Source organism: Parasutterella excrementihominis YIT 11859 (assembly GCF_000205025.1).
GTDB classification, from domain to species: Bacteria; Pseudomonadota; Gammaproteobacteria; order Burkholderiales; family Burkholderiaceae_F; genus Parasutterella; species Parasutterella excrementihominis.
On record NZ_GL883740.1, the window covers coordinates 1 to 25796 of the forward strand.

Sequence of the window (25796 nt, forward strand, 5' to 3'; positions counted from 1 at the left end):
AGGCCGCTATCAGCAGGAACCCGAAGAGACCTACTGCAGCACTAGGCTACGGCCGCTGTAGAGGTGGTATGGAATCCTTGTTATTTATGACGAGGAGGATGTCAACAAATCTTCGCTTCTTCGCTAGTTATCCGAACAGCAAGCATGGAAAAAATAGACTTTGAGGATGAACATTACTTAATTTCTTAAAAGAACACATTTTCGTTTTTTCGGAAAAAGTCAGCATGTGCTAATTACTCAAACTGTTTAGTGTCGATCCTAAAAATTAAGCTATCTACAGAATCTAACCATCAAACAGATTCGAGAAATTTCTGAGAAACGAATTCTCTAAGTCGACGAAGCGTCGCAACCTTTGCTCAAATATTGTTGCGTGAAATGAGCTTGCTCCGATTGGTGTGATTCTTTTTCTCTCCTTACTCACATCCGCTATCTTTGGGCTCAAGATAAAACGCTCTTCCAGAGGGTTCAAGTAAAAAGATGAATGACGCACTGATTTTTGAAAGTTTGTTTTTAATATTCCTCTTTGCGAATCTCGTATTGGGTTTTTACCTTTACTTGAGAGAGGCTAAGTCGATAAAGGAACATCGGAATAAAGTTCCGCATGTGTTTTCAGGTCTTGTTTCTCTTGACGCCCACAAAGCGGCATCTTATGCTCGCCTGCATGCAGATAAGGTTAACGAGATTCGGCATCTCTCAAATTTAGTTTTAGTGCTTCTGCTGACCTTCGGCGGCGGCATTACTTGGTTTTCTAGCTTGCTGACCAATCAGCTTGGGAACGGTCTTTTCACACAGATCCTTTTTGCCTTGTGTGTTGGTTTAGCGTTCCTGGTAATTAACGGTTTATTTTTTGCCATTGCCAAGAATCCCGAAAAGAACAGTTCATATTTGATCCTTAGAAACTTCGGTTCCTCACGCAGCAAAGTGAGTAATGTTGTCTTCTTTGTAGTAATCGTCTCCGCTGTCCTCACCTGCTGGTCTGTAGGAGCTTCTTATTGGTGGATTCTTGCATGGGTCGCTTCTGCCGTTCTTGTGATCGGCGCTTCGGTGGTCAGCCGATCCATCGCTTACTCTGCTCATCCCTTGAGTGACGGAGAATTAAAGAGCAGGCTGGATCAGTTCTTAGGTAAGGTTGGTTTTGAATCAAAGGGTGTCTTTGTCGCGAATTCTGATCGTCTCGGCTCAGGAAGCGGTGTATTTATCTCTGGCTTAGGAACCAATAAGAAAGTTGTCTTGACTGAAAGTCTTATTGAACGGCTTAATCCTTCAGAGATTGAAGCGATGATTGCCAATGAAATCGGTCAATACAAATACCAAATCGGCTTCAGAGCTTACCTTCCGTACCTAATTCTCTCTTTTATCTTCTTTGGCTTGCTGAGTTACTTTTCCACCAAACCTTGGTTCTTCCAAGGACTTGGGGTTTCCTCAGGTTTTGATGAGAAACATGGTGTTGTATTGGTTCTTTTCGCGCTCACAGCTTATGTCTTCCTCTTCCCGCTGATTCCTTTAAGAAACGCTCTATTGTGGAAAGCCGAAGAAAACGCAGAACGTTCTTCTGTGAAGCTTGTGGACTGGAATGCAATGATCAGCGGAACTGCCAAGTTTGCCTCTGATAAAGCAGGATCTGTAACGCTCGATCCGTTGTATCTCGTCTTTAACAGCACACGGACAGACTCCATGCACCGAATCATGGATATTCAGCATTTGGCGCCGAGACACACTCGTCAAAGAGATTCTTGGCTGCCGAATGCGTAGTTGAGAAATTCAGATAGAAGGAGAGGCTGCTTGTTTGACGACATTGCAGCCTCATTTAATTTCACAGTTTTGAGTTCTCAGGTGTTTACTTCAACGCTGAAATCCTCGGTTCAGGAGTTTGGTTTATGGGTGACTTCTTCTTTAAATAAACTTTCAGGGCATCGGCAACGAGAGGCCCCGAATTCGAAATTTTGATGCCGTCGGCCAGAGCTTTGTGGTCATCTCCGCCGGAAGCAAGAAATGCACCAACTGCCGCGACATAAACCTTATTGTCATCCAACGGGTTCCATTTACCATCCCTGTCCTGCACTTCAACTGATCTTACTCTATGGCCAACCGGAGCAGTCGGACAATAGCTATACCTCAATCCCGACGCTTGAATCATTCTCGGTCCGATCCCGTCAACGTCTGAGACTCCGTGTTCAACGGCTTCGAAAAGCTGTTTGCCTGTGTATTTTCTGAGCAGAACCTTATCTTTGAACGGGAGCAGGTTGTCGATGTCGCCTTGAGTGATTTTTCCGACGGGAAGGGCGGCGCGGAAGTTTCCTCCGTTAATCAATGCAACAACTGCACCTTTAGGCCGTGCGTAATCCAGCATTGCGTCTGTGGTGACCATCGCGGACAGACAATCTCCTTCGCGGCAAGGATCCAGGCCGTCTCTCATTTTGACAAGATTGGTTCCGACGACTGTTGAATTTCTCTTGATGACGGGTTCTGCAGCCTGATTGATGATCTTTGTGATTTCGGGTGAGCCGCCGGCTTTTCCTAAACATACAGGTTCACCGTTCCAACTTGTCGGTATGCCTTCCTTGTTAAAGTTCATTTCCAGATGACCTAAGAATTTTGCTTCGCCGGAAGTTGTCACGATGAGAACCGGCTTGCCGCTCGGAGATCTCTCAACGATTGGATAGGGGCCCAAAGGAGAGCCTGGTCCAATGTAATCATGCGTGTGGCCGCCGACAATCAGATCCACACCGCTGACGTTTTTTGCTAACTCCTCATCGAAAGGTAAGCCGAGATGGGACAAGACAATGATGATATTTACTTTCTGAGTCTGAAGCGCCTTCACGGATTCTTTGACTGCTTTGAAGGGGTTCACAAACTTTGTGTCTTTGCAAGCCTTCGACTGGTTCACGACATCCGGATTGGCTAAACCGATAATTCCTATCTTTGCATCCGGTCTATCAATGACGGTGAAAGGCGCGATATTGTTTTTACTCAAAGGGCAACCCGGCGCCGGTTTGAGGTTAACTGCCAAGAAAGGAAAATCCGCGTTTTTGGCGTAGTCGGACAGCGCTTTGCAGCCTTCGTCGAATTCATGATTACCGAACGTTGCGAAGTCGTACTGCATCTTGTTTGTGATTTTGCCGACCAACGGCGAATGGTAATTCACATACAACAATGAGCCTTGGAACTGGTCGCCGCCGTCCAAGAAAATAGCGTTAGGATTTCTTTCTTTTACTCCTTTTACGTATTCGGCAACTCGTCCGTAACCGCCTTCGCAGTCGTTTTCCGTGATGCAGGCGCTTCCGTTTTTACTGCCTGCAAAGTGAGAGTGCATGTCGTTGGTGTGAAGGATTTCAACGGTTACTTCCTTTTTGTCCTTTATGGATTGGCAGCCGGAAGTAAGGATTAAAGAGATCGCGGCAATGGAGGCAAGAATAAAGCGGGTTGAAAAAAGGAAGCGAGGCGACATCGTAGAGAGAAACAAAATTCAATGAAGTTCTGACAGTTGTGGATCTGAAGGCAAAAACGAGGTGTGCCAAAAACTCGGTAGCTGAAGTTTAGCAAACTCAATTTTTGAGAAATTTCAAAGAGAAAGAATTTTGACCTGCAATTTTCATCATCCGTAAGGATGAGGAAAAAACTTTTCAAAAATGGAATTTGTAAGGATAAATTTCCTAAACTATTTTTTGTCAATAACCTCATCACGTTAGTTATAGGAATTTTCAATGTTCAGAAGAAATCTTTTAGCGTTCCTTTGCGCTTTAAGCATGTTGCCCGTCTCGGCTTCTTTTGCGAAGTCTCCGACTATTGAAGACGGCGTCCTCCTTGTCGGTACAGATTCGAGCTTTGCTCCGTTCGAGTTTTTGGCCGAAGACGGTAAGAATTTCACGGGTTTCGATATGGACTTGATCCGTGCGATCGGTAAAGAACTCGGATACAAAGTCGTGGTCCAGAACATGGGCTTTGACGCGACGGTTCCGGCATTGCGCACCGGTATTGTGGATGCCGTTATCGCTGGTATGACCATTAACGAAAAGCGTAAAAAGTTCGTCGACTTCTCCGATCCGTACTACACCTCCGGTTTGATCATTATGGTTCCGTCGTCTGATACAACAACCAAATCTATTAAAGATCTGGAAGGCAAGAAGATCGGTGCTCAGGTCGGCACAACGGGTATGTTCAGAGCAGAAAAAGTTCCCGGTGCAAAAGTGGTCACTTTCGCTAATGCCGCCGAGACTTTCCTGGAATTCCAAAACGGCGGTGTTGATGCCGTGATTCAGGACTTCCCGGTTGTGGCTTACTACGTTGCTCAAGGCGGTAATAAGGGCCGTTTGGTCGGACCGAAGATGGAAGCCGAAGAATATGGTATTGCCGTGACAAAAGGCAATAAAGAGCTGGTAGCTCAAATCAACAAGGCTCTTGCTTCTCTTAAGAAGAGCGGTGAGTTCCAGAGAATTTATAAGAAGTGGTTCGGCGAAGAAAACTAAGTTCGAAGTAGCTTCTTAATCAATAGAAAATGGCCCGGGTCAGTGAAAGATCCGAGCCGTTTGTTTTTAGAAGGTAAGAAACTAACAATTAATTGGTCAAATCTAGTCTTCAATAAGTTCGTGTTCGACGCCTTTACCTGCATTTAAATCGGCGATTGCTTTCTGCAAGTGCCTCATATTACTGGCTGAGTAGAAAGGGTCGGCTGAGACTTCAAAAGGAATCCGTTTTTCGCGAGTGACAGTTTTGGCGAAGATAGTGAAAGCGGCTGTCATTGACAAACCCATCTCCTGGCAGACTTGCTCCATATTTTTCTTCAATTCGCTGTCCATTCGAAAATTAACGTTGACTGTTCGAGCCATTTCGTTCCTCTTTAATATTTTTTAGATTTTTATTAATGTAATGACATATCGTGATGATTTCATTACAAAGGATATACAGCAATAAGATTTATGGGATGAAATAAAGGTTTGGTCTATTTTTTCCCGCGACGGAAAAGTTAAAGAGGCCTGAGTAATTGAGAATAGACCCAGAAAAAATTAGAGCCTCCGTCAGGAGGCTCGAGAATTGTTAGTTCAGTTCGAAGACTTTCTTCAACTCTTCGGTCGTGAGGTTCTCATCGAAGGGAACGTACTCACCTTTGCTGTTCTTGAAGACACCGTAGGGGACGGCACGGCAGCCGGAGCGTCTGTGCAGCTTGGTGTTTGTCCAGACTTTGTTTCTCAGATCTTCAGGAAGCTTGGAGACGTCGTAGTGGATACCACGGAAGTCCGGATCTTTGAAGTGTTCATGCTGTTCTTCAAAAGTCTTGCAGGGATCCTTAGACATCAAGATCGTTGTTGCCTGCGGTTCGGAGTGGATGTTCATGTATGAAATCGGGTAGAAAATCACATCAACATCATTGAGTAAGGGCTTAATACGGGTAAGCAAACGCATACAGTCCGGGCACTGGGTATCGAATGCGACAACGGCAACAGGAGCGTTGGGTTTGTGCGGGAAGCTGAAGCCGGTACCGTCTTTAAGGAAAGAGTCATACATTTTCTTTCCGTCCCAAATGGAGGGTACATTTGCGGGTGCGGCCTGAGCAGTTCTTGTTAAGCCGACGGCGGCAGCGCCTAAGGAAGCGATGAGGATCTTTCTGCGGGAAACAATTGATTGCATGAAATTGAGGTCCTTATTTGAGAAAAAGCGGATACTACTGCCACTCTAATACGGTTTGATTTTGAGAAACTTAAGATTAGACAAAAGTACTAGTCCGAATAACCGAAGGTGAAATTAGATTCGTTGAATTAGAATTGAGCGTCACCATCTGATTGAATTATTGGGAAAAACATGACAAAGAGTTCGAGACAGGCTGCAATTGCAGGATATCTGAAACGTGATGACGGCGTTGATTGGAAAGGATTGACGGATTACGCCAATTCTATGTATGACGTCAGAGACGAGCTTGAGATTGCAGACGTAGAAGATAATTTTGATACCGAGACAGCTCAAAAGGCAATCAAGAGCAAAACTCCGTACCTGACGCTGCGCCCGCTTCAAATTATTCCTGCCGAATTCAGAAAGGATCTTCAGAAGCTTCAAGACGCTTTTATTGAAAAGGGCGTCATCAATGTTGATGAACAGGTTGCCAAGCTGAAAGCTCTCGATTGGAACAAGCTCACCGATGCAACGATCAAACTTGCCGGTGAAGACCCGACAGCCTTCTACGAAGTCGCCACGAAAGAAGTTTTAGGCGAAGAAGCCGATGAAGACATGATGGCTGTTATTGCCGGTCTTCTGCTGAACGTTCTTCGCAGATATTTCCGTAATCTCGGCGAAGACATGACGCACGAGCTCTCCAAAGTCGACGAAGCCAAATCCGGCGATGCTCCTTTGGGCTGCCCGACCTGCGGTGCTCCGGCAGCGATTTCTTCCGTCACCGAAGGTACGGAGGGTACTTCCAACAACCGTTATCTTTTCTGCTCCTGCTGCGGAACTCAGTGGCCGTTTGAGCGCATTCGCTGCGCACTGTGCGGCAATACCAACAGCAACAAGCTGAAGTACGTCTATGCCGACGAAGATCCGGCGCACCGTATGCATGTGTGCGAAGACTGCGGCGGCGCCATGGCTACGGTTTTCCAGGACGCACTGAAAGGTCCGATGGACTATGACATTGAGCTGATCACAACCGGTGTGATTCTCAGCATGTACGAAGATTCGTTGGAAAACGAAAACAAGCAGTAAGAGAGAACCTTGTTCTTGAGAGCGGCTTCGGCCGCTTTTTTCATCTCTGCGGAATTTGGACCAAGTTCAGGTCGTGAGAGATTCGGTTGACGCGTCGATTGATGAGTGGTGCGGACTTCACAAACTGATATTTCTTCGGGTTAATCAAGATCGAGGCCAAGCGGATGGCTTCAGCGCGAGAAAGGTTTGCCGCGTTCTTATTGAAGTAATAACGGGAAGCGGCTTGTGCTCCGAAGATTCCGTTGCCGAATTCGGCGATATTTAAATAGATCTCAAGGATTCTTTTCTTGTCCCAGATGGCTTCAACGATCGGCGTCAGGATGATTTCCTGAGCTTTTCTGAAGTAGCTTCTGTCGTGGGACAGAAAGAGGTTTTTGACAGTCTGCTGAGTCAAGGTCGATCCGCCGGGGGCGCGCTTATCTGAGAGCAGATTTCTTTCTGCGGCCGTTTTAATGGCGTCCCAACGAAGGCCGTTGTGGTGCATGAAATCCGCATCTTCCGCGGCCACAACGGCCCGAATCAAATACGGAGAAATTTGATCGTAGTCGACCCATTGATACAGAACCGGATGCTTGCCTTCTTCCAACAATCTTTCTTGTTCTGCACGGATGTAGGGACTAGAAGAAGGATTAACGAAGTCGAAGAGGATGATTCGGCCGACATACTGAAGCTCGAATAAAAAGAAAGCGAGCAGGGCGCAAAGAAAAAGTTTGGCGGTCCAGGAGTATTTATTTGTTTTAGATCGATTGAACACGCAATGGTCCCTTTCGGATGAACATTTAGATTATACGTAGATCCTCTGGTGACCAAATTGGCAATTTAATTGATTTGGGTTCTGTCGGATGAAAGACAGAGAATCATGGATGCACTTAGAGGTTTTTTCGCGATTCATTTAGAGCTGTCGATTCGAGAAGAGTAGAGGCTGTCTTTTATCTCCGGAGTTCATAATCATCAAGATTATCATCCCTAAAACACGCTATAAATATAAATGATAATAATTCTTATCATTATTTATATTTTTTTTCATATCTACTTTCAATTGATAAAAAAATACTTTTTATATTATCTCTTTACCCCATAGGGAAGGTACCAACCTATCTTTAATTAAAGTAGTTAGCTAAAGAATAAAATATTGAAAATGATTCTCATTTCTATTTTATTATGAAACCCTTTACATTGACTGCAATTGCTGCCTCTGTTCTGGCAACTGTTACTTATCCCTCAGTTCAAGCCCGAGAGACTCCTTCCAACTCGGAAACGGTCGTCACGGCTCCGGTAGTTGTTACTGCGACGCGAACAGAAAAAAAACTCAACGAAGCTCCGTCCTCTTTAGTCGTTATCACAGACGGTCAGCTGGAGCAGGATAATCCCAAAACGCTTGGCGACGCGCTGTTGGATATTCCCAACGTTATGATGGAAGCCCCGGATAGTCCGGTCTTCACTCGAATCTCAATCCGAGGATCTGATTCTGATCAAATCACGTACTTGATTGACGGAGTCCGTCAAGACAATTACACGATGAGCGGCAACCGTCCCGCTTTCATGTTTGCTGATCCGGAAATGATCAAGCAGATTGAGGTTAGGCGTGGCGGAGGATCTTCACTTTACGGTAACGGCGGCATCGGCGGAACAATCGCAGTTACCACCAAAACGGCGGCAGATCTTCTCAAGCCAGGACGAGATTTTGGTGCCAAACTCAAAGCCGGCTACAACAACGATGCCGACGAGTTCGGACAGGCGGCATGGCTTTACGGCAGGAAGGGATCTGTGGATGCAGTCATCGGTTTTTCACATCGAGACGGCGGCAAAGTTGTCAGTTCTTCCAACGGCAAAAGGTCTAAAACTCCTCGAGACTCTCAATACGATTCATTTACATCTAAACTCAGTTTTACCCCTTCGGATGATTCTATTTTCTCGATCGGTTATAACTACGATGAGAACAAGCTGGATCAGGGTCGCACAGATAATGAAGCTAAATACCGTCTCAAACAGCACCGACTGAGCGGCAGTTGGGAATATAGCTCCGGAGATTGGGTGGATCTTGTTGTCAATATGCAGTACATGAAACTTGACAATAAGTTCGACGGTACTTCCTACAACAATGAAGCGTATTTCAAGGACAAGTTTGACTCCTACAGTATTAATACGCAAAACACCTCTATCTTTGAATTCGGAGGAACACATTCTTTAACTTATGGTTTTGACGCGTCCTTGAATAAGCAAAAAGCTACTGATGTTTACGGTCGTCCCGACCGCAGTCGTCCGAAATCTAAAGGCTATGATGCCGGACTCTTCATCCAAGATGAATACGCAATTAATCCGTATTTGACGCTGACTCCTGTTCTTCGCTGGTCTTATTACAACCGCAAACCGACGACAGATAACAACGATAAATTCGGGTTGGCTTCACGAAGCGACAGTAAAGTAACTCCGGGTATTACGTTAACGCTTTCGCCTTCCAAGCAGTTGTCCTTCTACGCCTCGGTTCAAAGCGGCTATCGTCCTCCCTTCTTGGATGAACTCTACACTTCTATTGAGTATCCGGAATTTGGAATGTATTCAGTCGTTCTTCCTAACCCGGATCTCAAACCCGAAGAATCTATTAACGTTGAGATCGGAGTCAACGGCGACTATAAGAGCTTATTCTCTGACTCCGACCGTTTTGTATTTCATGCCAACGTTTTCCGCGACCGCGTGAAGAACCTCATCAATGCCGGAGCCACGGGAGATATGGACTTTACCGATGACGGCGACATGATTCTTTACTACTCCATTGATAACGTAGGTAAAGCATTAAAGACCGGTTTTGAAGCTTCCGCGGATTACTATCCTGGCAACGCTGATTTTCATTTGTCTTACGGTTATTTGCATGCGGAAGATAAAAACACAGGAGAAAAGATTCCGGGACTCACTCCAATGCAGGCAACTCTTAGAGCCGGTTATACCTACAAGCCTTGGAATGTTAACGGATGGTATCGTATGCGTCTCTTCAAAGGAGGCAAGAGCAATCTAGAGACCGCTTGGAATAGCGGCGAATATAAACAGCTCGGTGGGTTTGCAACACACACTTTGGGTCTCACGTGGAAACCTCAGATCAAGGATTGGGCCGATTTCACGATGACCTTCTCGGTCGATAACATCACCAATAAGAAGTTCCGCTATCTCAACGGCGGATACGGTGTAGGAAGAAGTTACAGAGCGTGGCTGAGTGCAACCTTCTAATCAATTATCTCCCTTCATGTTCATACGACGCTCAAAGGAGGGGAGTTTCCCTTCCTTTCTTCGCGAGACCTTTTTTACCTTTCGTCAATGGCGAATGTGGTTTCTCCTGGGCGTTGTTATTGCAGCCTATCTCATCAACATTAAACTAGCTGTTGCATTAAACGACTGGAACGGTCGTTTCTACAACGCACTTCAAGTTGTAAATAAAGAAGAAATTTTCAGTTGTCTGTATGACTTTATCTTGCTTTGTTCGGCCATTATCTTGGTTTTGGTTACAGCTGACTATCTTCAGGGGAGGGCTGCTTTAATCGCACGCCGAGAACTCACTCACCGATTTTTTAATCGCTGGCTTTCGGAAAATGCCCCTTTTTATTGTCTGCGTTTGGAAAATAAAGAACCTGACAACCCGGATCAGCGAATTGCCGAAGATATTCGCGATGCTGTCTCAGTTTTTTTAAACTTATGCACTAGTTTTTTTAATTCCGTTCTCATGATCGGGAGTTTTTCAGTTATTTTGTGGAATCTCTCAGGTCCCCTAACCCTTTTTGGTTTTTCCATTCCCGGTTACATGTTTTGGGTATGCCTCATTTATACCTTCCTGGAGACACTTATCACGCATTTAATCGGCAGAAAACTTAAGCGACTCAATTTTGATTCTCAAAAACGAGAGGCAGATTTTCGTTCTTCACTCCTTGCAAAACGTACTCATGCCGAATCTATCGCGGGTCTTAAGGGGACATCTGTAGAACGGTTAGAACTTAACGGAAAATTCTCTTCACTCCTGAACGTTCTTATTGAAATCCTTAGAAAGAAAAGAAATCTGGAATACTTCTCGGTTGGTACCGGTCAAGTGACACATCTGACGCCGATTTTCTTTTCTCTACCGGCTTTTTTTGCGGGGACGATTGAGTTGGGTGGTCTCATGCAAATTCGAGGCGCGTTTATCGATGTCGCCCGCTCTCTTTCATGGATTGCCATGTCATATCAGCAGCTCGCTAGATTTGCTGCAACCTACGAACGTCTGTCGACACTTCATTACGCCATCGAAGAAATTAACGAAAAGCATAAGCAAACAGTCTGTTACTCAACATCTACAAAAGGACTTAAAGCGGATTTTTACTTATGCATTCCTGAACGCAGTCAGGACGAGCGACTGAAGGTGAAGTTGACTCTTAAGCAAGGACAATTAACGGTCCTGCAAGGCCCTTCCGGCAGCGGTAAGAGTTCGATTCTTCGAGTTCTTGCGGGATTCGATCGCTTTGCGTCCGGAATGGTTGAATCCCCCTCTCAGAAATTATGGATTACACAGCAGCCTTATCTTTTTAAAGAAACCTTAAAGGCTAACCTTACCTACCCCGAGTTGCCCGATAAAGTGAGTGATTCAAAGGCGCTTGCGCTTCTCGAAAAAGTTGGGCTCGGTCGACTTGAACCGTTTCTGAATCATACAGTCGACTGGCAACACAGGCTCAGTGGCGGGGAACAGCAGCGGCTCATGCTTGCCCGAATGCTCTTATTAAAACCCCAGGTCCTGCTCTTAGACGAAGCTACCTCTGCCTTAGATGAGACAACCGCTGAAGCCATGACGGAGATGCTTCGCCTAGAGCTCAAAAATTCAGCAATTTTGCTGGTGACTCATCAATCTGTTCTCGTTAGACACGCAGACCAAGTACTACAAATGAAGGATTTTTATGTCAACACACGGAAAAAACGTCTTTGTCCCGTTTCCCAGATATGAAAACGCAGTTTTTGTTGGGGACAGCGCAATTGAAGCCTTGGCGGAACTAAAGATTTTCGGCAAAGCCCTAATCGGAGGAGGGCTTCCGAATATGCAGTATTTTCATCCAAATGAAAAACTACTTGAATGCACTTCCTGTGTAATGCAGGATCAAAGGGTCTTGACCACAGCCATTCGTCGCGGTGAAATAGAGTATGTTCTTCTAGAAAATAATCCTGACTCTGATATTAACCCAGCGCTTTTGGCTCCAAAACTTGAAGCAGAAGGCGTGCAGGTCAAAATTCTTACTATTTTTCAAGATCCCACTGAAACGCTCCTTGAAATCGGCAGAGTTTTTGGCGAGGAAACGCGTGCTGGGCGAATTGTTCGGGAGTATCGTTTGCAGCAAGAACAGCTAAAACGTTATTCACCGCTTAGTCCTCAATCTATTCTGGCGCTTCTAGCCATTCGTCATCCACTGGACGATCGAATCTTCTTATTTGCGCTCTCTGATGCCTCCGAATTGAGCAAAGATCTTTACCCGGCACTCTGCGCTCATAATCCGATCAAAGAAGCCGATTATAAAACCGTGATTCCAGGGCTTGTAGAAATTGAAGATTTAAGTTTTTTCTTAGCATTCAATCCGGATTGGATTGCGATCACAGGAGATTATCTTGGAATTCAGAGAGCATTAGCGCAATTCCAAATTCATGAACGTATCGTTCCCGATGCGCTAGCAAAAAATAAGGTTTTTACAGTTCCATATTATGGAAAACCGCTTGCTGTGCGACGCCCACGCATCCTCAAGCTTTGGCGTGAAGCGGCAGAAACTGCCGCTCGAGTAAAGTGAACGGTGTGAGAAGTGTTTTCTCTTTCAACGTGTGATTGTGCCTGGCAAACGTCCGATTGCTACCAAGCATCTAATAACAATCGCTGAAATTGGTCAGGTGCTCTGTAAGCCGAGTCCGAAGACGCAGTTTTCATCATCCGAGAGCAATAGTTGTAGACAACGAGATTGATTCGGATCCGGGCAAATTGTCGAAAAGTTAACAACATTGTTCATAAGACGGGGCCTAAAACATCTCTATTAACGTTGTGTTTTACAACAGCTACGACAAAGGGGAACATCGATAGAAATTCAGTTTTTTCAGCCTGTGATGTGTAACTGTGTCTTGGTTAAGTTGGGAAAATAAATATGGCCGACAAAGATTGTCGGCCGTTCATAGGGGCAGTGGTGCCGATTAATTAAACCGATTACTTATTCCTGAAGAAGTCTCTTTCAAGCCTGGCATCTAAAACCGAAGCGAGTTTCTGAAGTTTTTGTTGGTACTGCGGATTCAAATTGCTCGGGCTTTGATCGTTGACAAATCGACCGAGATTTTTGGCGCCCCAGAAGCCAGCTGTGTCATCATCAACAACTTTGTAGGCACCGAGATACTTGTCCCAGACGGCATCGAGTTTTCCGATTCCGTCACCGACATTGCCTTGGCCGCCGCCAAGCCATCCGGCATTCATGATGGTGTAGATGCCTTTTCCTTTGAGAAGTCCTTCCAAGCCTTTTGGCGTGTCCTGATAAGCAAATTTCTTAGAAAATACGCGCTCCATGTAGCCTTTGGTGATTGCATTCGGACTGTCGTGCCAGTTCGGATAGCAGAAAATGATGTAATCGGCTTTAGAGACAAGAGCTTGTTCGGGCTTGATATCGTCCGGGGTTTGGCCGAAGCCGTCTTTGGCGTGGTAGAAGTTTTCCGGCGTGATGACCGGATTGAACCTGATCTTGTAGAGGTCTCTGATCTCTACTTCATAGCCTTTCTTGAGGAAGAAGTTCGCGGCGGTGTTGACCAAGAAACCTTCTAAGGATTGGTCAAAGCGCGGATCACCGACAACAAAAAGTACCTTCTTTGCCTTGCTGTCAGTAAAGCCTGTGGCTTTAGCCGAGATCCTCAATTTCTGAGGCACGATAGAAGCGGAAGTTACAGCATCGACGTTCTTGATTTGAGAGCCGGGTGCGGCATGATTAGGCGTGGCTCCGCTGACAGCATCTGCTGCATAACAACCGACGGAAAGGGAAGAAAGAAGTGCAGCGAGAAGAAGATTGTGTTTCATAAAGCCTCCGTGACGCTGCGAACGATTTATCTTCAACATTCGCAGCGATGATTAATGATCACGACGACGGCGAACGTTGAAGGAACTTGCACGGAGATGCGCAAGACCTAGCCTGATCTTCAAATGAAAACAAAGGATATTTTGCATATGAAATGTAGCCTTTGATATTGGATTTAACCCGAATTAATTCAACTAAAAAATTAAAAAATCGAATAAACAAAATTGTTTGCAAAAATAAACAAAAATGTATATAATTACTCATGTCGATAAACGATGTGAGGTAATTATGAAGCACAAGAAATTTATCGACGAACTTAAAGGCCTAGGTGTTGTGCTTGTTGACGGGACCAATCATTACAAGGCTTACTACAATGGTAAGCAAACAGTAGTGGTCCGACATCCCGCGCAGGAATACTCCAAGCGGTATATGGAGTTGATAAAAAAGCAACTAGGAATTAAATAGTAGTCGAAACGGAGGGAGAGCCCTCCGTTAACCGACTTAAATAAACGAAAGGAATGAAAATGGCAAACTATCAATATCCAGCGACTATTGAGTCGAATGGAGAGGGTGGATTTATAGCCAGCTTCCGTGATGTACCCGAGGCTATTACAGAGGCTTGGGATTTAGAAGAATTAAAAAATAATGCACGGGACGCACTTATTACAGCTATTGACTTTTACATCGAAGATGGAAGAGTATTCCCCCCAGCTTCAGATCTTCAAACCGGAGACTTAGCAGTTGATTTACCAGCCTCTGTCGTTGCTAAAGTTATGCTTTTGAATACTATGGTTAAGTCTAATGTTCGGCCAGCTGACTTAGCCCGAAAAATGAATATTAAACCTCAGGAAATTACCAGAATTACGGATATTCGGCACGCTACTAAAATAGACACGATTCAAAACGCATTTAGAGCTTTAGGTAAAGATTTGGTCTTAGAATTGAGGTAAAAATAATCTCAATAAGTTTATCGACAAATTTGCCCCTCACAAGGGGCATTTTTTTTAGATATTCCTAAAGACCGGCCTCCAAATAGAGGGAATACATCTGAGTTCTTAACGTTTCTTTTTAGGTGTATACTTTCGTCACATTTCGACGAAGTCCCTATCGTCTAGAGGCCTAGGACATGACCCTCTCAAGGTCAGAACATGGGTTCGAATCCCATTGGGGACGCCAATATCTGGTTTCTTTAAAAATCCTCCCATTCAAAGTTAATATTGATGCGGCCTCTCGTCCTCTTGATGAGGAATTAATTTCGTTTTTAGCAAGTTTGGAAACCTTTTCCAATAAAGAAGTGCTCACGATTCGCGCAATCGTTTAAGAAAGCGGAAAGCGTAGTTTTGAGGATTCTTGACTAATGAATAATTCTTTTATACAAGAAGTCTTACCTTATAATTACAATAGTTTCTTTTATAAAAGAAACTATTGTTTTTAATTAGCAAATTTCTTTTATAGAAGAATTATGAAGATATTTCCTCGAGATCGCTATCTTAAACAGCTCATATCTTTTCATGGTTCGGAATTGATCCGCGTGATTACAGGAATGAGACGTTCTGGGAAGAGTTCTTTGCTCAAACTCTACAGAGATTGGCTGGTTAATGAGAAGAAAATCGAGGAAAAGAATATCGTCTATATCAATTTCGAGTCTCTCAAATACTCCAACCTCACAGATTACCAAGTACTTTATGAACATGTTTGTGAAATCTCAGCTCAAGCCGGAGCTAAGGTGTATTTGCTTTTCGATGAGATTCAGAACGTCAAGGATTGGGAGAGGGCGGTCAATGCCTTGCGGGTCGATTGTGAATGCGAGATAGTTCTGACCGGCTCGAATGCGAGACTTCTCTCTGGAGAATTGGCAACACTTTTAGCCGGCCGCTATGTGGAAATCCAAATGTTTCCGCTTTCCTTCGACGAGTTCTTAGAATTCAGAAAGGATATCGGGGAAGAGATCCACAAATCCTTCGACGCTTTTCTGAGGTTTGGCGGCTTACCCGGACTTCACGAGCTTCAGGCTTCTCCCCGGGCTACCACTCAATATCTCAACGATGTTTTCAATTCCGTTCTACTGAAAGATGTCGTGTCCCGGAACAATATCCGCGACACCGAACTCTTGAATCGCATCATTCAATTCATTTTTGATAATGTCGGAAGTACCTTTTCTGCCAAAAACATCTCTGATTTCTTGAAAAGCCAAGGTCGAAAATTAGGCGTTGAAACAATCTACAACTATCTTGATTATTTGGCGAATGCTTTTGTCATCGAACGCGTGAAACGCTTTGACCTCAAAGGTAAGAAGTATCTGGAAACGCAAGAAAAGATCTACGCCGCTGACGTAGGCATCAGAAATTCAGTTCTCGGTTATCGGCCGTCGGATATCGCCGGCATCTTAGAAAACCTTGTTTACCTGAATCTGAGACAAAAGGGATTTAGCGTTTCAGTAGGAAAAACAGGAACATTAGAAGTGGATTTTGTGGCCTCAAAGGATAGGGCCGTTTTCTACGTTCAGGTCTGCTACCAATTAACGCCGGAAAATTTAGAGCGAGAAGTTTCTCCGCTCAGACAAATCAAAGATAACTATCCGAAACTCGTGCTCACACTGTCAGATTTGATGACAGGAGATATTGAAGGCATCAAGATTAGAAATCTCATAGATTTCTTGGTCGAACCGATAACAACGTACTGAAATACCCGGATTCCGGATGTATAACTGACGTTGCACAAGGCATTCATCGGAGAGAAAACTTTCTTCTCTCTCCGAAAGTGTGTTACTAGAACGTATGAGTCTCTTCCGGTCCTGAACAAGTCGCTGTCGGAATAGTCTCCATTATCAATTAGCCTTCACAGCCTTTGTACGGTGTGAAATATTCTGATCAACGAGTTGATTCCTCAAAATTTTTCTCAACTCAATAATTGCTTCAGGTGTTTCCTGGACGGAATGACCGGAGACAATGACTTTCTCGCTGGCCGCGCCCTCCAGATGAGAACTCCAATAGGGAACGATTCCGTCGGAAGATTCTTCTAATGGGCCTTCGGCATTTTCTCGACCGATGATGGAGTAGTACGTTACATTTCGAGAAATCGGAAGTTTGGCTAAAACTCGAATCGTAGGATCTTTTGCTGACAGATTGTCTACGCCGGTCATGTTAATTTCTCTCGGTAAGTCCTGACCGAATATCATCAGCGTCATTTCGCCGAGCTTGTTCACGATTGAGAGCGGCAGCTTGACAAAAGATGCCAGGTATCTCGCCCAGCTTGCGTCGGCGTACGGTGTGCCTTGATGAGGAGCCGCTAAAAATATTGCGGTTGTGACGCCTTGGAGAGGTTTGAACCGAAGGATGCTCTTGAATTTCGGATCCATTTGGTTGATTTTCTCGGAGGCTTGAGGGTACTTTTGCTCAAGTGCATCGATGATCGTGTTGCCTGAGTCGGACACAAGAAGTCTGGTGAGGATTCCTCCCATACTATGACCGATAAGCGTGATGTTTTTACTCGCCGGATTTGTGCGTGACGGATCGAAATGCTCAATGGTCTTATTGATAGCTTCTGCAATCTCCTGACGATTAATTAGGAGCGGAACGTTCGTCGGGTAGTACACCTGCCAAATCTGGTAATTATCTCGAAGCAGCTTGTCTCCCATAATTTCATTCGCGGTATTAACCCAGGCTTCGGGGCTGCTGGCTAAGCCGTGAATGAGGATGATGGTTCTCAAGTCCTTGTGGTAGGGACGCATCAGATAGACGGTAGGTTTATCGATGATATTTCCGTGTCCGAAAATCGTGCTGAGTGCGTTAGAGGCGAAGTCGGAGTTGGCGAGCCAAAGACCATAAGCGCCGCTGAAATTGGCCGACAAAGGAACGACGGTTTTACCGATTTTGACGCTCTGTACAAAAGACGGGTCATACGTTGAGATCACGACATCGTCGGCGGTAAGAATTTGACTCAGAGATTTCCCCGGAAATGAAATCATTGCCGTTACCGAAGAGTATGGCATTAGCCGCCAGGGCTGATCTTTTTCCTTTGCGGGGTCGTCTGTGGAGAGCACCATGCGGGCGCCGAGACCGTCAGCTGAGTATTGATTTTTAAGACCTTTAAAAGAAAGGACGGTATCCGGAATCAGCTCTTTAACCGTTTCAGCGTGTTCCGATAGCTGTTCTGGATTTTTGATATAGATGTTCCATTTGCCTTCGCGAATCGGGAAATCCGTTAGCGCTTTGCCTTTAGTCGCTCTGTAAAGCTGCTCGATGACATTTTGTACGGCAAAGTTGTAGTAGTCCTTCACCTGTGTTTGTCGATCTTCTAAGGCGCGGTCGCTGATTTTTCTGCCGGAGAAAAACAGATAAGCGTAAGAATATTTAGCCGTCTGAATATAATCGTTAAGAAGTTCGGCGTTGAGTTTTTGCTCATCCTGAATTTCACCGGCATCCTTTAGGACCTGCGCATCTTTTTGCGCACGCATTGCTTTGAAGAGCCACATTTCTGCCAGTGCAGAAATTTTGGACTCGTTGTCGGTTACAGAACTGTCTCCGACTGAATTGATACAGTACTGCACTCTGTTTTCGCAGTCCGAAAGACCCAGCGCTGTGAGAACCGTGTTGGTTGGGTCGCTTAACCGCCCCTGAGAGATGACATCGCCGCGGCGCTGAACCAAATATTCCTGACTATTGATGTTAGAGACCGTCACGGATGCGCAGCCGGACAGCAGAAGAATAGGTACGAGGAGGGCAGAGAGGATTTTCATCTGAGGCAAGCGTTAGCGGGAAAAATAATATTCAGAGACCGAAGCAAAAGCAGAAAAATAAATTTTGATACAGCGAATATTCAGAAGTCAAAGCTCCATTTCTCTAAACAATGAATTAAAAAAACATCGGTCGGACAGAAGAAATGAAACCCGGGAAAATTAGGCAAAATTAAACGGCGCCCGCTGCAAAACAGGTGCCGTTTCTTCAAGCTGTTCAGGCTTATGAACTCTGGAAGTTCAAACCTTTTTGCTCATTACTGATAAATGTCCAAGCCGATGTAATGCTGGTACGGATGGTCGCAGGCAGGGCACTTAACAGGAGGTTCTGTCCCTTCGTAGATGTAACCGCAAACCAGACACCGCCAGTGAATCGGTTTTTCTCTTTTCCAGATGGTTCCCTTCTGGAGCTGGTCAAGATAGGTCTGGAAACGATCCAGGTGGTGCTGTTCGATCTGAGCGATTGCTCTGAAGTGAGAGGCGATGACAGGGAAGCCTTCCTTGTCGGCGACTTCGGCGTAAGCCTGATAAGCCTTAACGCCTTCGTATCTTTCTTCGTCGATGGAGATCTTAAGATTATCTTCGGTGGAGCCAATAGCTACAGAATCAGTCGGGACTTCGGCAACCAGCTTTCCGCCGGGCAAGAAGTTCAAAAAGATCTTGGCATGACGGAGTTCGTTCGCGGCTGTTTCGTTAAATGCATATCCGATCGGGAAGTAGCTTTCTTTCACAGCTTTCTGTGCATAGAAAGTGTACCGAGCGTAGGATTGGGATTCATTCAAATAAGAAGTTGCAAGGTTCTTCTCAGTCTGTGTACCTGCAACGCTTTTTGTTTCAGCCATTTCTATATCCTCATTTGTGGTGGGTTAGAAGAAACCCTAATGAATAGCGTTACTTTAACTGTTAAAGAAGCATGAACGGCCCGTGGCGTCTCAAATTAAGTAAATCGATCAAGTAAGGTTAGAACGAGAATTTTGAATCAAATGCTCACAATTTAGTGAAGAGATCAACGAATCGAAGACTGTTGAACAAGGTTTATTTGAATTAAAAAATTCTTTTAAATTCAAATAAATAAAATTTAAAAATCGAAAATTGTCAAAGAAAGGGGATTTTTAGCGGAAAGAGGGGACAGAAAATAAAGAAAATTAGTGGTAAACGCCCATATGAAAAGACAAAAATCTCCGTATAGTGGCGCGTTGAATGTGTGGCTGCTTCATAAGCCCGTGGACTAAGGCAAGACACGTTATTCCGACTTGTTCGGAACTTGTCCAGAAGGATTTACCACCCTTCAAATATCTCTCTTTTTTTGGCGAACCGCCGTGTTCGCTAAAATTCGGGGACAGAGCGGGACGTCGAATTTTCTTTAAAAGGAAACATCCGATGGAACTTACTACCCACAAACTTCGTATCAGCCAAAGCACGGTGAATACCATTCTTTCTCGTGCCCAAGGCCACTACAAAAGTATTCTTCTGTCCGCCGGTGCGGATGAAACGATCTTCAAAACCAAAAACCTGGAATGCCCATGGTGCGCGGGAGTTGACCGTTTCTCTTATACCGACAAGTTTGGGAAAGGCGACAGTTTCTGCCGTCACTGCGGTTACCACAGCGGAGTCGATCTTCTGATGAAAATCAAGAAGTTCGGTTACGTTGACGCTCTGCGTTTTATGGCCCGCTTTCTCAATCTTCCGATTCACGAAGAGAAAACCTACAGAGTCACGAAAACACAAGAGCAGTCTTCTCCGGTAGAAGAAGTATGGGCTGCCTCTCATGCCTTAGGCGAGAAAGATAGTGCTTATGTCTATCTTCGAAGCCGAGGCTTGAAAAAGTGTTTTCCGGCGGCGCTCCGTGCCTCGAATCGTCTTCGTTATGCGCAGCTTTCCGAGGACGGACGGTCATGGGATCACTCCTTCTATGAAGGACTTGTGGCCGAGATCGTTAACTCTGAAGGACACCGAGTCAGTCTTCATCGCACTTATCTGGACAAAGGCCGGAAGGCCCCCGTTAAGGCGGTTAAGAAAGTACTCGGCAAGGAGCTCTCGGGGTGCGCGGTTCGTCTGGCCGAAACGGACGAATCCGGCGTGCTCGGATTAGCCGAGGGAATTGAGACGGCGCTGTCTGCGTCGGAGCTCTTCGGAGTTCCGGTGTGGTCGGTGGTTGCCGCATTTAATTTCCGCAACTTTGTGCCGCCGAAGTCGGTCCGCAGAATCATCATTTTCGGTGACTCGGACAAGAACTTTATCGGTCAAAGGGAGGCTTATGCGGGCGCCGCTGAAATCAAACAGCGGCATCCCGACATTGAGGTCGAAGTGCGTCTGCCCGAGCAATCGGGTTCAGACTGGAACGACGTCCTCATGGCTCAAAACCAAACAAGCTTCGGTGCACAGGCTTGTTTGGCAAAAACATAGTGTGCATCGTTTTTTACTTAACCCTGCGGGGCCTTTGTGCCCCGCAGGGAGTCCGAGGCTCCGTTTTTTATATGGAGCTTTGTATGTCACAGGTATTAAACGAATTCGTTTCGCTGGAATCTTTCGGATTTATGCAGGACGGATCACTTTTAGGATACCGATTAAAGGATATCGAACCGGAACTCCGGTGCCTCATTCCTCGCTTGGATCCTTCCTATGTTTTTGAAAAGGACGCTTTGTCGATCATGAGCGCCTGGTTTGAAATCGGTTCGGGTGAGCCGCTGTTTATCAGCGGCCCGCACGGCTCGGGCAAAACCAGCTTTGTGAACCAGTACTGCGCCCGAGTGAACGCGCCGGTGATTTCGATTACCGCACGCGCCCGCTTGGACCGTACGGATCTCATCGGCGGCTATGTCATTGATAAGGACAAAAGCATGCGCTTTGCCGACGGTCCGCTCACGCGGGCCTGGCGGCACGGCTGTGTGTTTCTTGTTAATGAGATGTCGGCAGCGCCGCCGGATCTTTGGCTGTCGGTCAATGAACTGCTTGAAGGCTCTCCGCTTTATATCCCGGAGACCGGAGAAGTGATTCATCCGCATCCGAGAACCCGGATTGTCATGACCGACAATCTGCGGGGGTTGACGGAAGATTACGGCTCACGCTATGTGGGACGCTTTAGTCAGGATCCGGCAGTGCTCGACCGCTTTTGGAAGATGCGCATGGACTACATGGGCGAGGAGGCTGAAGTTTCTTTATTAGAAGCGACAACTCCGGAGCTTGAAGTCCGAGGCATGTCCTTTGAAGAATGGCGGAAAGAATTTTCCGTGCGTCTGAGGAGGGCGGCGGACCGAGTTCGTCAGGCTTACTGCCGTCAGACGGAGGACGGAGCCGTTGCGGAAGCAACGATTTCGACCCGAGTCTTACTGCGGTTCAGAGACTTACTTCTTTTGAGCTATCGATCTCCGGCGATGAAGAATGAGCCTCGGGCTGCTTTGAGGCGTGCGATGAAAATCGCGCTGACGGACTGTCTGGAAGAAGCCGGCGCATTGGCGGTCGAAAAATTGGTCGAATTAGAAATCGGCGATATCGGCAAGCATATTGCCTAAGCGCAGTTTTCTAACGGACCGATCGTTCTTTACTCCAGAGATGATTTCGGTCATCTCAACCCATCGTTATTCGAGGGCCTTTAAGCCCTCGGATGACGGGCCTTAAGGGCTCTCTTTTTTATTTAAGGAGGCCCTATGGCTGATTTGTTTGGTAACCGCGGTTTTTGGCAAGACAGCGGTTGTTTATCAACCGAAAAGAAAGAAGATAAAACGGAAGATTCCGATCTGGTGCTGATTTGTTTTCAGATTAGTGTCTGGAGCGGGACGACAACTGAGCAGACCTCAATTGAGGAAGGCGCGGAGTTTATGAAACGCCGAAGGATTATTCCGGGCGTGATGCTGAAACCTTTTCTTGACTTCAGAGCGCGAGCCAAGGCTTTGTGTCAGGAGATGGGCGAACCTTATCTCAACGGTTTCGTGATGCGAAGGCAGGATGCTGCCGTTGCGGAACGAGCATTGAGTGTTTGGAGAAAAGAATTCTGCAGGCGGCGCGATGAAGTTTTTGCGCCGGCCTATGAAGACATTCTTGCTCAGAGGCTCGAAGGCATCATTCCTCCGGGTTGTTCGAAAGAAGCCGTTTTTCCTCCGACGAATTTTGTTCTGCGTCGGATCAGCTTTGAGTTTGATGCGTTTGTTCTGGCTGCGCACGGTACGGGCAAACGAAGCTCAAAGGATGCTTTTCTTGACGGGTTGGCCGAGCGTTTTGCCGATGAGACCGATCTCATCTGCGCGGCGCTTGAGACCGCCAACGTCACGGAAGCGATTGTGTGTCGCGTCAGGACGCTTTATGAACGGGTACGTTCATGGAGCTGTTCTCAAACCCGATTTGCTCTTGCTTCCGCTGCACTGGAAGAAGCGCTTGCCGAAGGCAGCCGGACCCATGTCTGGTGCCGAAACAAGAAGCTTTTTGTTCAGTTTCTGGAGAAAGCTCGGGAAGCATTTGCGCAGGCAAATGCAGGCCACGAGCAGAACACAACGGAAGAGGCAGAGTCTCTCGTATCCGTTCCTTCAGTTGAGGAAAGGCGAGAGGTGCTTACCGGAGCGGCAGGCATGATTGCCCGCGGCCGGTCGCTTTTTCCTTTCGGTTAACCGACTTCCTGTTCAGTGTCTCAAGGCGAAAGCCTTGGGACACGGTTCCGGAATAATTTTTAGGAATTTCACTTTGTCTCAGATAACGATTGCGTTACCCGCGATATTAAAAGCGGTAAACGGCATTTTGACTTCTCTTTCTGGGGAAAAAGAAATCAAAGTGGTATTTGCCGGCACGCCTTGCACAGACGGCAAGACCGTTTATTTAGGAGAGCCGTTGCTTCAGTCTCAGGATGCGCTGGATGCCTACCTGTCTCACGGGACGCATGAGATTCATCACGTTTTGTACAGTGACTTTGATGAAGTGGCTTCGCTCGGAGGACTGCATTCGCTCGTTAATGCTCTGGAAGACGTTCGCATTGATGCCATCGGATATAAAAAATATCCGGGCGGCTATCTTTGGCGCAATGAACACTTTTCTAAGATGGCTCGGGCAGGGCAGCTTCCGAAAATCAACGAACATACTTCGCCGGGCGCGCTTCTTTGCCTTACTTGCTATTGGTGCATGACCGCACTGATGCTGGAATACGACTGCTCAAAGCATTATTCGGAAGAAGCAAAGAATGCTTTTGTACAGAGATTCGGTCAGGAGCTCTTTGAGCGGATTATGCAGAAGGCAGAAGAATCGGTCAGAAGCCCGAATACCGCTGCGGTTATTCAATGCGCAAGAGAGATTGCACAACTATTCAGTCAGGCGATTTCTCAAAAGGTATTCTCTGAAGAGAACAAGTGCAGTTCCGATCAACCAGGCGCCGGCTCTTCATCAAAAGGAGCATCGGCTTCTTCTGAAGGAAAGGGCAAAGCCAAAATTCCGAAGAAAGACAAGCAAAAGTCCGACGAGTTTGATGCCTTGTTCGAGAGCGATGATCTTAAGGACGCCGATATCCACCGTGCCATAGAAGAAGACTATAAAAACTATCGAGGAGCCACAGGCGAGAATCCGACCGGCAAAGCCGCGGTTTGGCCGACGGTCAGAAGTGAACTCAGTCCTCGGGTTGATCCTGAATTCAAAGCGGAAGCGGAAAAGCTGCTTCGCGGAGGCTCACAGCAGTTTCATCGGTTCCTGCAGGGATTGAGTTTCCAGCCTACGCGTTATGCGAGAAGCGGCAGAGACCTGGAGCCCAAGAGACTGAGCCGGTTTTATGTCGGCGACACCAGAGTGTTTCGATGCGAAGAATCTGTGCTGCGTCCGTCAGTTGCGATGTGCGTCCTTTTAGACCGCAGTGGCTCCATGACGCGCGAAGACATGAGAACCGGATCTTTGTGTGGTCAGACCATCGCCGGAATGACTGATTCCGTGAGCGGATGCCGAAGCTCGGTTTATGCATTCCCGGGTGTTGAACGGCAGACGCTGTTAGAAGTCAAGCGTTTTGATGAGCCCGTTGCGTCTTGTTTAGATCGCTTTTGCGCGTTAAGGCCTTTCGGATACACGCCGGTCAGACAATCGATTAACTCTGCGGCCGCTCAGCTTGTCAGTCGAAGAGAGTCCCGCAAAATTATCTTTTTGATTACGGACGGATTGTGTTCCGATGCCGAACTTCTGACTGATATTGAGCAAGATTTGAAGCGTGCCGGGATTGAGATTGTCTGCTTGGGCATCGGGGATGATATTCCGAAGATTTTTAGTATTCAGTCAGACATCAAGCATTCTCGTCAAATGAAAGAGGCGGCTTATAAGCTTCTTGAAGAGACGTTTAGAAGAAGACATTGATCTTTAGCCGCATGGTCGTCGTGAAGATTTTTGCGATACCAAGTTTGAGCGGCTGTGTTAATTCGGCCTCGGAAGGATAATTAAGGAAGGAGATCCGTAGAGTTTTTCTTCTCGGATGATTTCTTTCTTCTTGAAGGAATCGAAAATTTTCAGGGGATTGTTCGTTGTTAGAAATTCAGCTTCCGAAATGCATTGAGGCGCGGCTGTGTCGGTTTGCTAAAGAAACGGGTCGCTCAGAGACTGCTTTAGTCAAAGAAGCTCTGGATCATTATTTAGATGATCTGGAGGACATCTATTTTTCTGACAAGGTAGTACAACGAATACGCGATGGCCGGGAAGACGTCGTTTCCTCTGAAGAAATGGCGCAGATGCTTGGTCTCAAAAGTGAAGGGTCTCGTTAGTTGCGAGGATAATTTTTTGTAGTTTTTCTCAGCACACTTTCTTTCTATCGAGCCCTAGTTTCAGGCGGACGCCTCTTTTTGCAGCAGTTCTTCAAGGAGACAGTATGGCAGTGTTAAAGATCAGAATTCCGGACGATGAGTTGGCATGCTTAGAGGTCTTGGCAGAACGCAAGGCACGACCAAAACACAGATCGTTCTATCCGCTCTGAGAAGTGTTTTTGAAGAAAATTTCTTAGAGAAGAAAACGATTCTTCTGCCTGAAGACCAGTATCAAGCTTTGGTTGAATTGGTCGGCAGTCCTTTGACGCCGCAGGAAATTGAGGGCAGAAAGAAGCTCAAAAAAGTCCCCGACTGGAATTTGTGAGGCGGCTTTGCCAGCCGCCGCATTTGCATTAGGCAATCACTTCCGGGTGGCCGATTTCTTAGCAGGCTTGCAAAACTTTCCGCGGACGGCTTTTTTCCAATCTTCTGGCGTAGTTGGCGGAATGTCAGAGTAATCGATATCCTCGTCTCTGATGCTTTTGATTCGTTGGAGTTCTTCCGCAGTCCAGGGTTTGGCATCAGAAAGCTTGAAATGTACGGTTGTCATAGGCTTGATTTTCAATCAGCTTTTAAAGC

22 protein-coding genes and 1 tRNA gene are annotated in these 25796 nt (G+C 46.2%); 15 read left to right on the forward strand and 8 right to left on the reverse strand.

Features of this window, described 5'->3' with window-relative positions:
- The first annotated feature begins 477 nt into the window (after window positions 1-477).
- Window positions 478-1752 carry a M48 family metalloprotease gene (locus tag HMPREF9439_RS09135; protein ID WP_008864599.1) on the forward strand — a complete coding sequence of 425 codons (1275 nt, stop codon included), beginning with the start codon at window positions 478-480 and terminating at the stop codon, window positions 1750-1752.
- An 85-nt stretch (window positions 1753-1837) separates the two neighbouring features.
- On the opposite strand, the gene HMPREF9439_RS09140 is transcribed toward HMPREF9439_RS09135, so the two are convergent.
- Window positions 1838-3448: a bifunctional metallophosphatase/5'-nucleotidase gene (locus HMPREF9439_RS09140; RefSeq protein ID WP_008864600.1), complete on the reverse strand. Its 1611-nt coding sequence runs from the start codon at window positions 3446-3448 to the stop codon at window positions 1838-1840.
- Between the two features lie 256 nt (window positions 3449-3704).
- Here HMPREF9439_RS09140 and HMPREF9439_RS09145 point away from each other — a divergent pair, with 256 nt between their 5' ends.
- Window positions 3705-4466 carry a basic amino acid ABC transporter substrate-binding protein gene (locus HMPREF9439_RS09145; protein WP_008811171.1) on the forward strand — a complete coding sequence of 254 codons (762 nt, stop codon included), beginning with the start codon at window positions 3705-3707 and terminating at the stop codon, window positions 4464-4466.
- Between the two features lie 102 nt (window positions 4467-4568).
- Here HMPREF9439_RS09145 and HMPREF9439_RS09150 read toward each other — a convergent pair whose 3' ends face one another.
- Both HMPREF9439_RS09150 and HMPREF9439_RS09155 read right to left on the reverse strand, forming a co-directional pair.
- On the reverse strand, window positions 4569-4826 hold the full coding sequence (locus tag HMPREF9439_RS09150) for a type II toxin-antitoxin system RelB/DinJ family antitoxin (protein ID WP_008864601.1): 258 nt from the start codon (window positions 4824-4826) through the stop codon (window positions 4569-4571).
- A 208-nt stretch (window positions 4827-5034) separates the two neighbouring features.
- Window positions 5035-5625 (reverse strand): thioredoxin fold domain-containing protein, encoded by a 591-nt coding sequence (locus HMPREF9439_RS09155; protein ID WP_008864602.1) that lies wholly within the window; start codon window positions 5623-5625, stop codon window positions 5035-5037.
- Between the two features lie 171 nt (window positions 5626-5796).
- Here HMPREF9439_RS09155 and HMPREF9439_RS09160 point away from each other — a divergent pair, with 171 nt between their 5' ends.
- Window positions 5797-6690, forward strand: a complete 894-nt coding sequence (locus HMPREF9439_RS09160) for a formate dehydrogenase accessory protein FdhE (RefSeq protein WP_008811173.1) — start codon at window positions 5797-5799, stop codon at window positions 6688-6690.
- A 40-nt stretch (window positions 6691-6730) separates the two neighbouring features.
- Here HMPREF9439_RS09160 and mtgA read toward each other — a convergent pair whose 3' ends face one another.
- On the reverse strand, window positions 6731-7444 hold the full coding sequence (gene mtgA / locus HMPREF9439_RS09165) for a monofunctional biosynthetic peptidoglycan transglycosylase (RefSeq protein WP_008864603.1): 714 nt from the start codon (window positions 7442-7444) through the stop codon (window positions 6731-6733).
- 422 nt (window positions 7445-7866) lie between these two features.
- Between mtgA and HMPREF9439_RS09170 the strand changes: the two genes are divergently transcribed.
- Genes HMPREF9439_RS09170 through HMPREF9439_RS09180 form a run of 3 tightly spaced genes read left to right on the forward strand, consistent with a single transcriptional unit; the run spans window position 7867 to window position 12476 of the window.
- Window positions 7867-9912 (forward strand): TonB-dependent receptor domain-containing protein, encoded by a 2046-nt coding sequence (locus HMPREF9439_RS09170; protein WP_244862424.1) that lies wholly within the window; start codon window positions 7867-7869, stop codon window positions 9910-9912.
- On the forward strand, window positions 9899-11647 hold the full coding sequence (locus tag HMPREF9439_RS09175) for an ABC transporter ATP-binding protein/permease (RefSeq protein ID WP_244862425.1): 1749 nt from the start codon (window positions 9899-9901) through the stop codon (window positions 11645-11647). Before HMPREF9439_RS09170 ends, HMPREF9439_RS09175 begins: the two co-directional genes overlap by 14 nt.
- Window positions 11601-12476, forward strand: a complete 876-nt coding sequence (locus HMPREF9439_RS09180) for a substrate-binding domain-containing protein (protein ID WP_008864606.1) — start codon at window positions 11601-11603, stop codon at window positions 12474-12476. Before HMPREF9439_RS09175 ends, HMPREF9439_RS09180 begins: the two co-directional genes overlap by 47 nt.
- A 404-nt stretch (window positions 12477-12880) precedes the next feature.
- Here HMPREF9439_RS09180 and HMPREF9439_RS09185 read toward each other — a convergent pair whose 3' ends face one another.
- A complete protein-coding gene (locus tag HMPREF9439_RS09185) occupies window positions 12881-13732 on the reverse strand; it encodes an NAD(P)H-dependent oxidoreductase (protein ID WP_040603561.1) in 852 nt (283 codons plus the stop codon).
- A 516-nt stretch (window positions 13733-14248) separates the two neighbouring features.
- Here HMPREF9439_RS09185 and HMPREF9439_RS09190 point away from each other — a divergent pair.
- The 3 genes from HMPREF9439_RS09190 (at window position 14249) to HMPREF9439_RS09200 (ending at window position 16413) form a co-directional block, all read left to right on the forward strand.
- Window positions 14249-14680 carry a type II toxin-antitoxin system HicB family antitoxin gene (locus HMPREF9439_RS09190; protein ID WP_008864609.1) on the forward strand — a complete coding sequence of 144 codons (432 nt, stop codon included), beginning with the start codon at window positions 14249-14251 and terminating at the stop codon, window positions 14678-14680.
- A gap of 150 nt (window positions 14681-14830) precedes the next feature.
- Window positions 14831-14906: transfer RNA gene (locus tag HMPREF9439_RS09195), tRNA-Glu, on the forward strand.
- A gap of 286 nt (window positions 14907-15192) precedes the next feature.
- Window positions 15193-16413: an ATP-binding protein gene (locus tag HMPREF9439_RS09200; RefSeq protein ID WP_008864610.1), complete on the forward strand. Its 1221-nt coding sequence runs from the start codon at window positions 15193-15195 to the stop codon at window positions 16411-16413.
- Window positions 16414-16557: 144 nt separating this feature from the next.
- Here HMPREF9439_RS09200 and HMPREF9439_RS09205 read toward each other — a convergent pair whose 3' ends face one another.
- Window positions 16558-18468 (reverse strand): esterase/lipase family protein, encoded by a 1911-nt coding sequence (locus tag HMPREF9439_RS09205; RefSeq protein WP_008864611.1) that lies wholly within the window; start codon window positions 18466-18468, stop codon window positions 16558-16560.
- Between the two features lie 254 nt (window positions 18469-18722).
- Entirely contained in the window at window positions 18723-19307 is a 585-nt protein-coding gene (locus HMPREF9439_RS09210) for a rubrerythrin family protein (protein WP_008864613.1), read from the reverse strand.
- 538 nt (window positions 19308-19845) lie between these two features.
- Between HMPREF9439_RS09210 and HMPREF9439_RS09215 the strand changes: the two genes are divergently transcribed.
- The 6 genes from HMPREF9439_RS09215 to HMPREF9439_RS09240 all read left to right on the forward strand — a co-directional run bounded on the left by HMPREF9439_RS09215 (window position 19846) and on the right by HMPREF9439_RS09240 (window position 25542).
- The gene (locus HMPREF9439_RS09215) at window positions 19846-20871 is read left to right on the forward strand and encodes a DUF7146 domain-containing protein (RefSeq protein ID WP_008864614.1); all 1026 of its coding nucleotides are present in this window, start codon (window positions 19846-19848) and stop codon (window positions 20869-20871) included.
- An 83-nt stretch (window positions 20872-20954) separates the two neighbouring features.
- A complete protein-coding gene (locus HMPREF9439_RS09220; protein WP_244862426.1) occupies window positions 20955-21977 on the forward strand; it encodes an AAA family ATPase in 1023 nt (340 codons plus the stop codon).
- Window positions 21978-22112: 135 nt separating this feature from the next.
- Entirely contained in the window at window positions 22113-23066 is a 954-nt protein-coding gene (locus tag HMPREF9439_RS09225) for a DUF3150 domain-containing protein (RefSeq protein ID WP_008864616.1), read from the forward strand.
- 73 nt (window positions 23067-23139) lie between these two features.
- Window positions 23140-24777: a VWA domain-containing protein gene (locus HMPREF9439_RS09230; RefSeq protein WP_157645876.1), complete on the forward strand. Its 1638-nt coding sequence runs from the start codon at window positions 23140-23142 to the stop codon at window positions 24775-24777.
- A 164-nt stretch (window positions 24778-24941) separates the two neighbouring features.
- Window positions 24942-25178: a type II toxin-antitoxin system RelB family antitoxin gene (gene relB, locus HMPREF9439_RS09235; RefSeq protein WP_008864618.1), complete on the forward strand. Its 237-nt coding sequence runs from the start codon at window positions 24942-24944 to the stop codon at window positions 25176-25178.
- A gap of 145 nt (window positions 25179-25323) precedes the next feature.
- Window positions 25324-25542 (forward strand): hypothetical protein, encoded by a 219-nt coding sequence (locus HMPREF9439_RS09240; protein ID WP_008864619.1) that lies wholly within the window; start codon window positions 25324-25326, stop codon window positions 25540-25542.
- A gap of 36 nt (window positions 25543-25578) precedes the next feature.
- Here HMPREF9439_RS09240 and HMPREF9439_RS09245 read toward each other — a convergent pair whose 3' ends face one another.
- On the reverse strand, window positions 25579-25767 hold the full coding sequence (locus HMPREF9439_RS09245) for a hypothetical protein (protein WP_008864620.1): 189 nt from the start codon (window positions 25765-25767) through the stop codon (window positions 25579-25581).
- Between the last annotated feature and the right edge of the window lie 29 nt (window positions 25768-25796).

What these genes read in the sequence shown, in the direction of transcription:
- HMPREF9439_RS09225 (WP_008864616.1), top strand. Translation starts at nt 22,113, where the DNA reads ATGGCTGATTTGTTTGGTAACCGCGGTTTTTGGCAAGACAGCGGTTGT.
- HMPREF9439_RS09240 (WP_008864619.1), top strand. Translation starts at nt 25,324, where the DNA reads ATGCTTAGAGGTCTTGGCAGAACGCAAGGCACGACCAAAACACAGATC.
- HMPREF9439_RS09245 (WP_008864620.1), bottom strand. Translation starts at nt 25,767, where the DNA reads ATGACAACCGTACATTTCAAGCTTTCTGATGCCAAACCCTGGACTGCG.
- HMPREF9439_RS09215 (WP_008864614.1), top strand. Translation starts at nt 19,846, where the DNA reads ATGGAACTTACTACCCACAAACTTCGTATCAGCCAAAGCACGGTGAAT.
- HMPREF9439_RS09145 (WP_008811171.1), top strand. Translation starts at nt 3,705, where the DNA reads ATGTTCAGAAGAAATCTTTTAGCGTTCCTTTGCGCTTTAAGCATGTTG.
- HMPREF9439_RS09155 (WP_008864602.1), bottom strand. Translation starts at nt 5,625, where the DNA reads ATGCAATCAATTGTTTCCCGCAGAAAGATCCTCATCGCTTCCTTAGGC.
- HMPREF9439_RS09180 (WP_008864606.1), top strand. Translation starts at nt 11,601, where the DNA reads ATGTCAACACACGGAAAAAACGTCTTTGTCCCGTTTCCCAGATATGAA.
- HMPREF9439_RS09210 (WP_008864613.1), bottom strand. Translation starts at nt 19,307, where the DNA reads ATGGCTGAAACAAAAAGCGTTGCAGGTACACAGACTGAGAAGAACCTT.
- HMPREF9439_RS09150 (WP_008864601.1), bottom strand. Translation starts at nt 4,826, where the DNA reads ATGGCTCGAACAGTCAACGTTAATTTTCGAATGGACAGCGAATTGAAG.
- HMPREF9439_RS09220 (WP_244862426.1), top strand. Translation starts at nt 20,955, where the DNA reads ATGTCACAGGTATTAAACGAATTCGTTTCGCTGGAATCTTTCGGATTT.
- HMPREF9439_RS09205 (WP_008864611.1), bottom strand. Translation starts at nt 18,468, where the DNA reads ATGAAAATCCTCTCTGCCCTCCTCGTACCTATTCTTCTGCTGTCCGGC.
- HMPREF9439_RS09190 (WP_008864609.1), top strand. Translation starts at nt 14,249, where the DNA reads ATGAAAATGGCAAACTATCAATATCCAGCGACTATTGAGTCGAATGGA.
- HMPREF9439_RS09135 (WP_008864599.1), top strand. Translation starts at nt 478, where the DNA reads ATGAATGACGCACTGATTTTTGAAAGTTTGTTTTTAATATTCCTCTTT.
- HMPREF9439_RS09200 (WP_008864610.1), top strand. Translation starts at nt 15,193, where the DNA reads ATGAAGATATTTCCTCGAGATCGCTATCTTAAACAGCTCATATCTTTT.
- HMPREF9439_RS09160 (WP_008811173.1), top strand. Translation starts at nt 5,797, where the DNA reads ATGACAAAGAGTTCGAGACAGGCTGCAATTGCAGGATATCTGAAACGT.
- HMPREF9439_RS09185 (WP_040603561.1), bottom strand. Translation starts at nt 13,732, where the DNA reads ATGAAACACAATCTTCTTCTCGCTGCACTTCTTTCTTCCCTTTCCGTC.
- HMPREF9439_RS09140 (WP_008864600.1), bottom strand. Translation starts at nt 3,448, where the DNA reads ATGTCGCCTCGCTTCCTTTTTTCAACCCGCTTTATTCTTGCCTCCATT.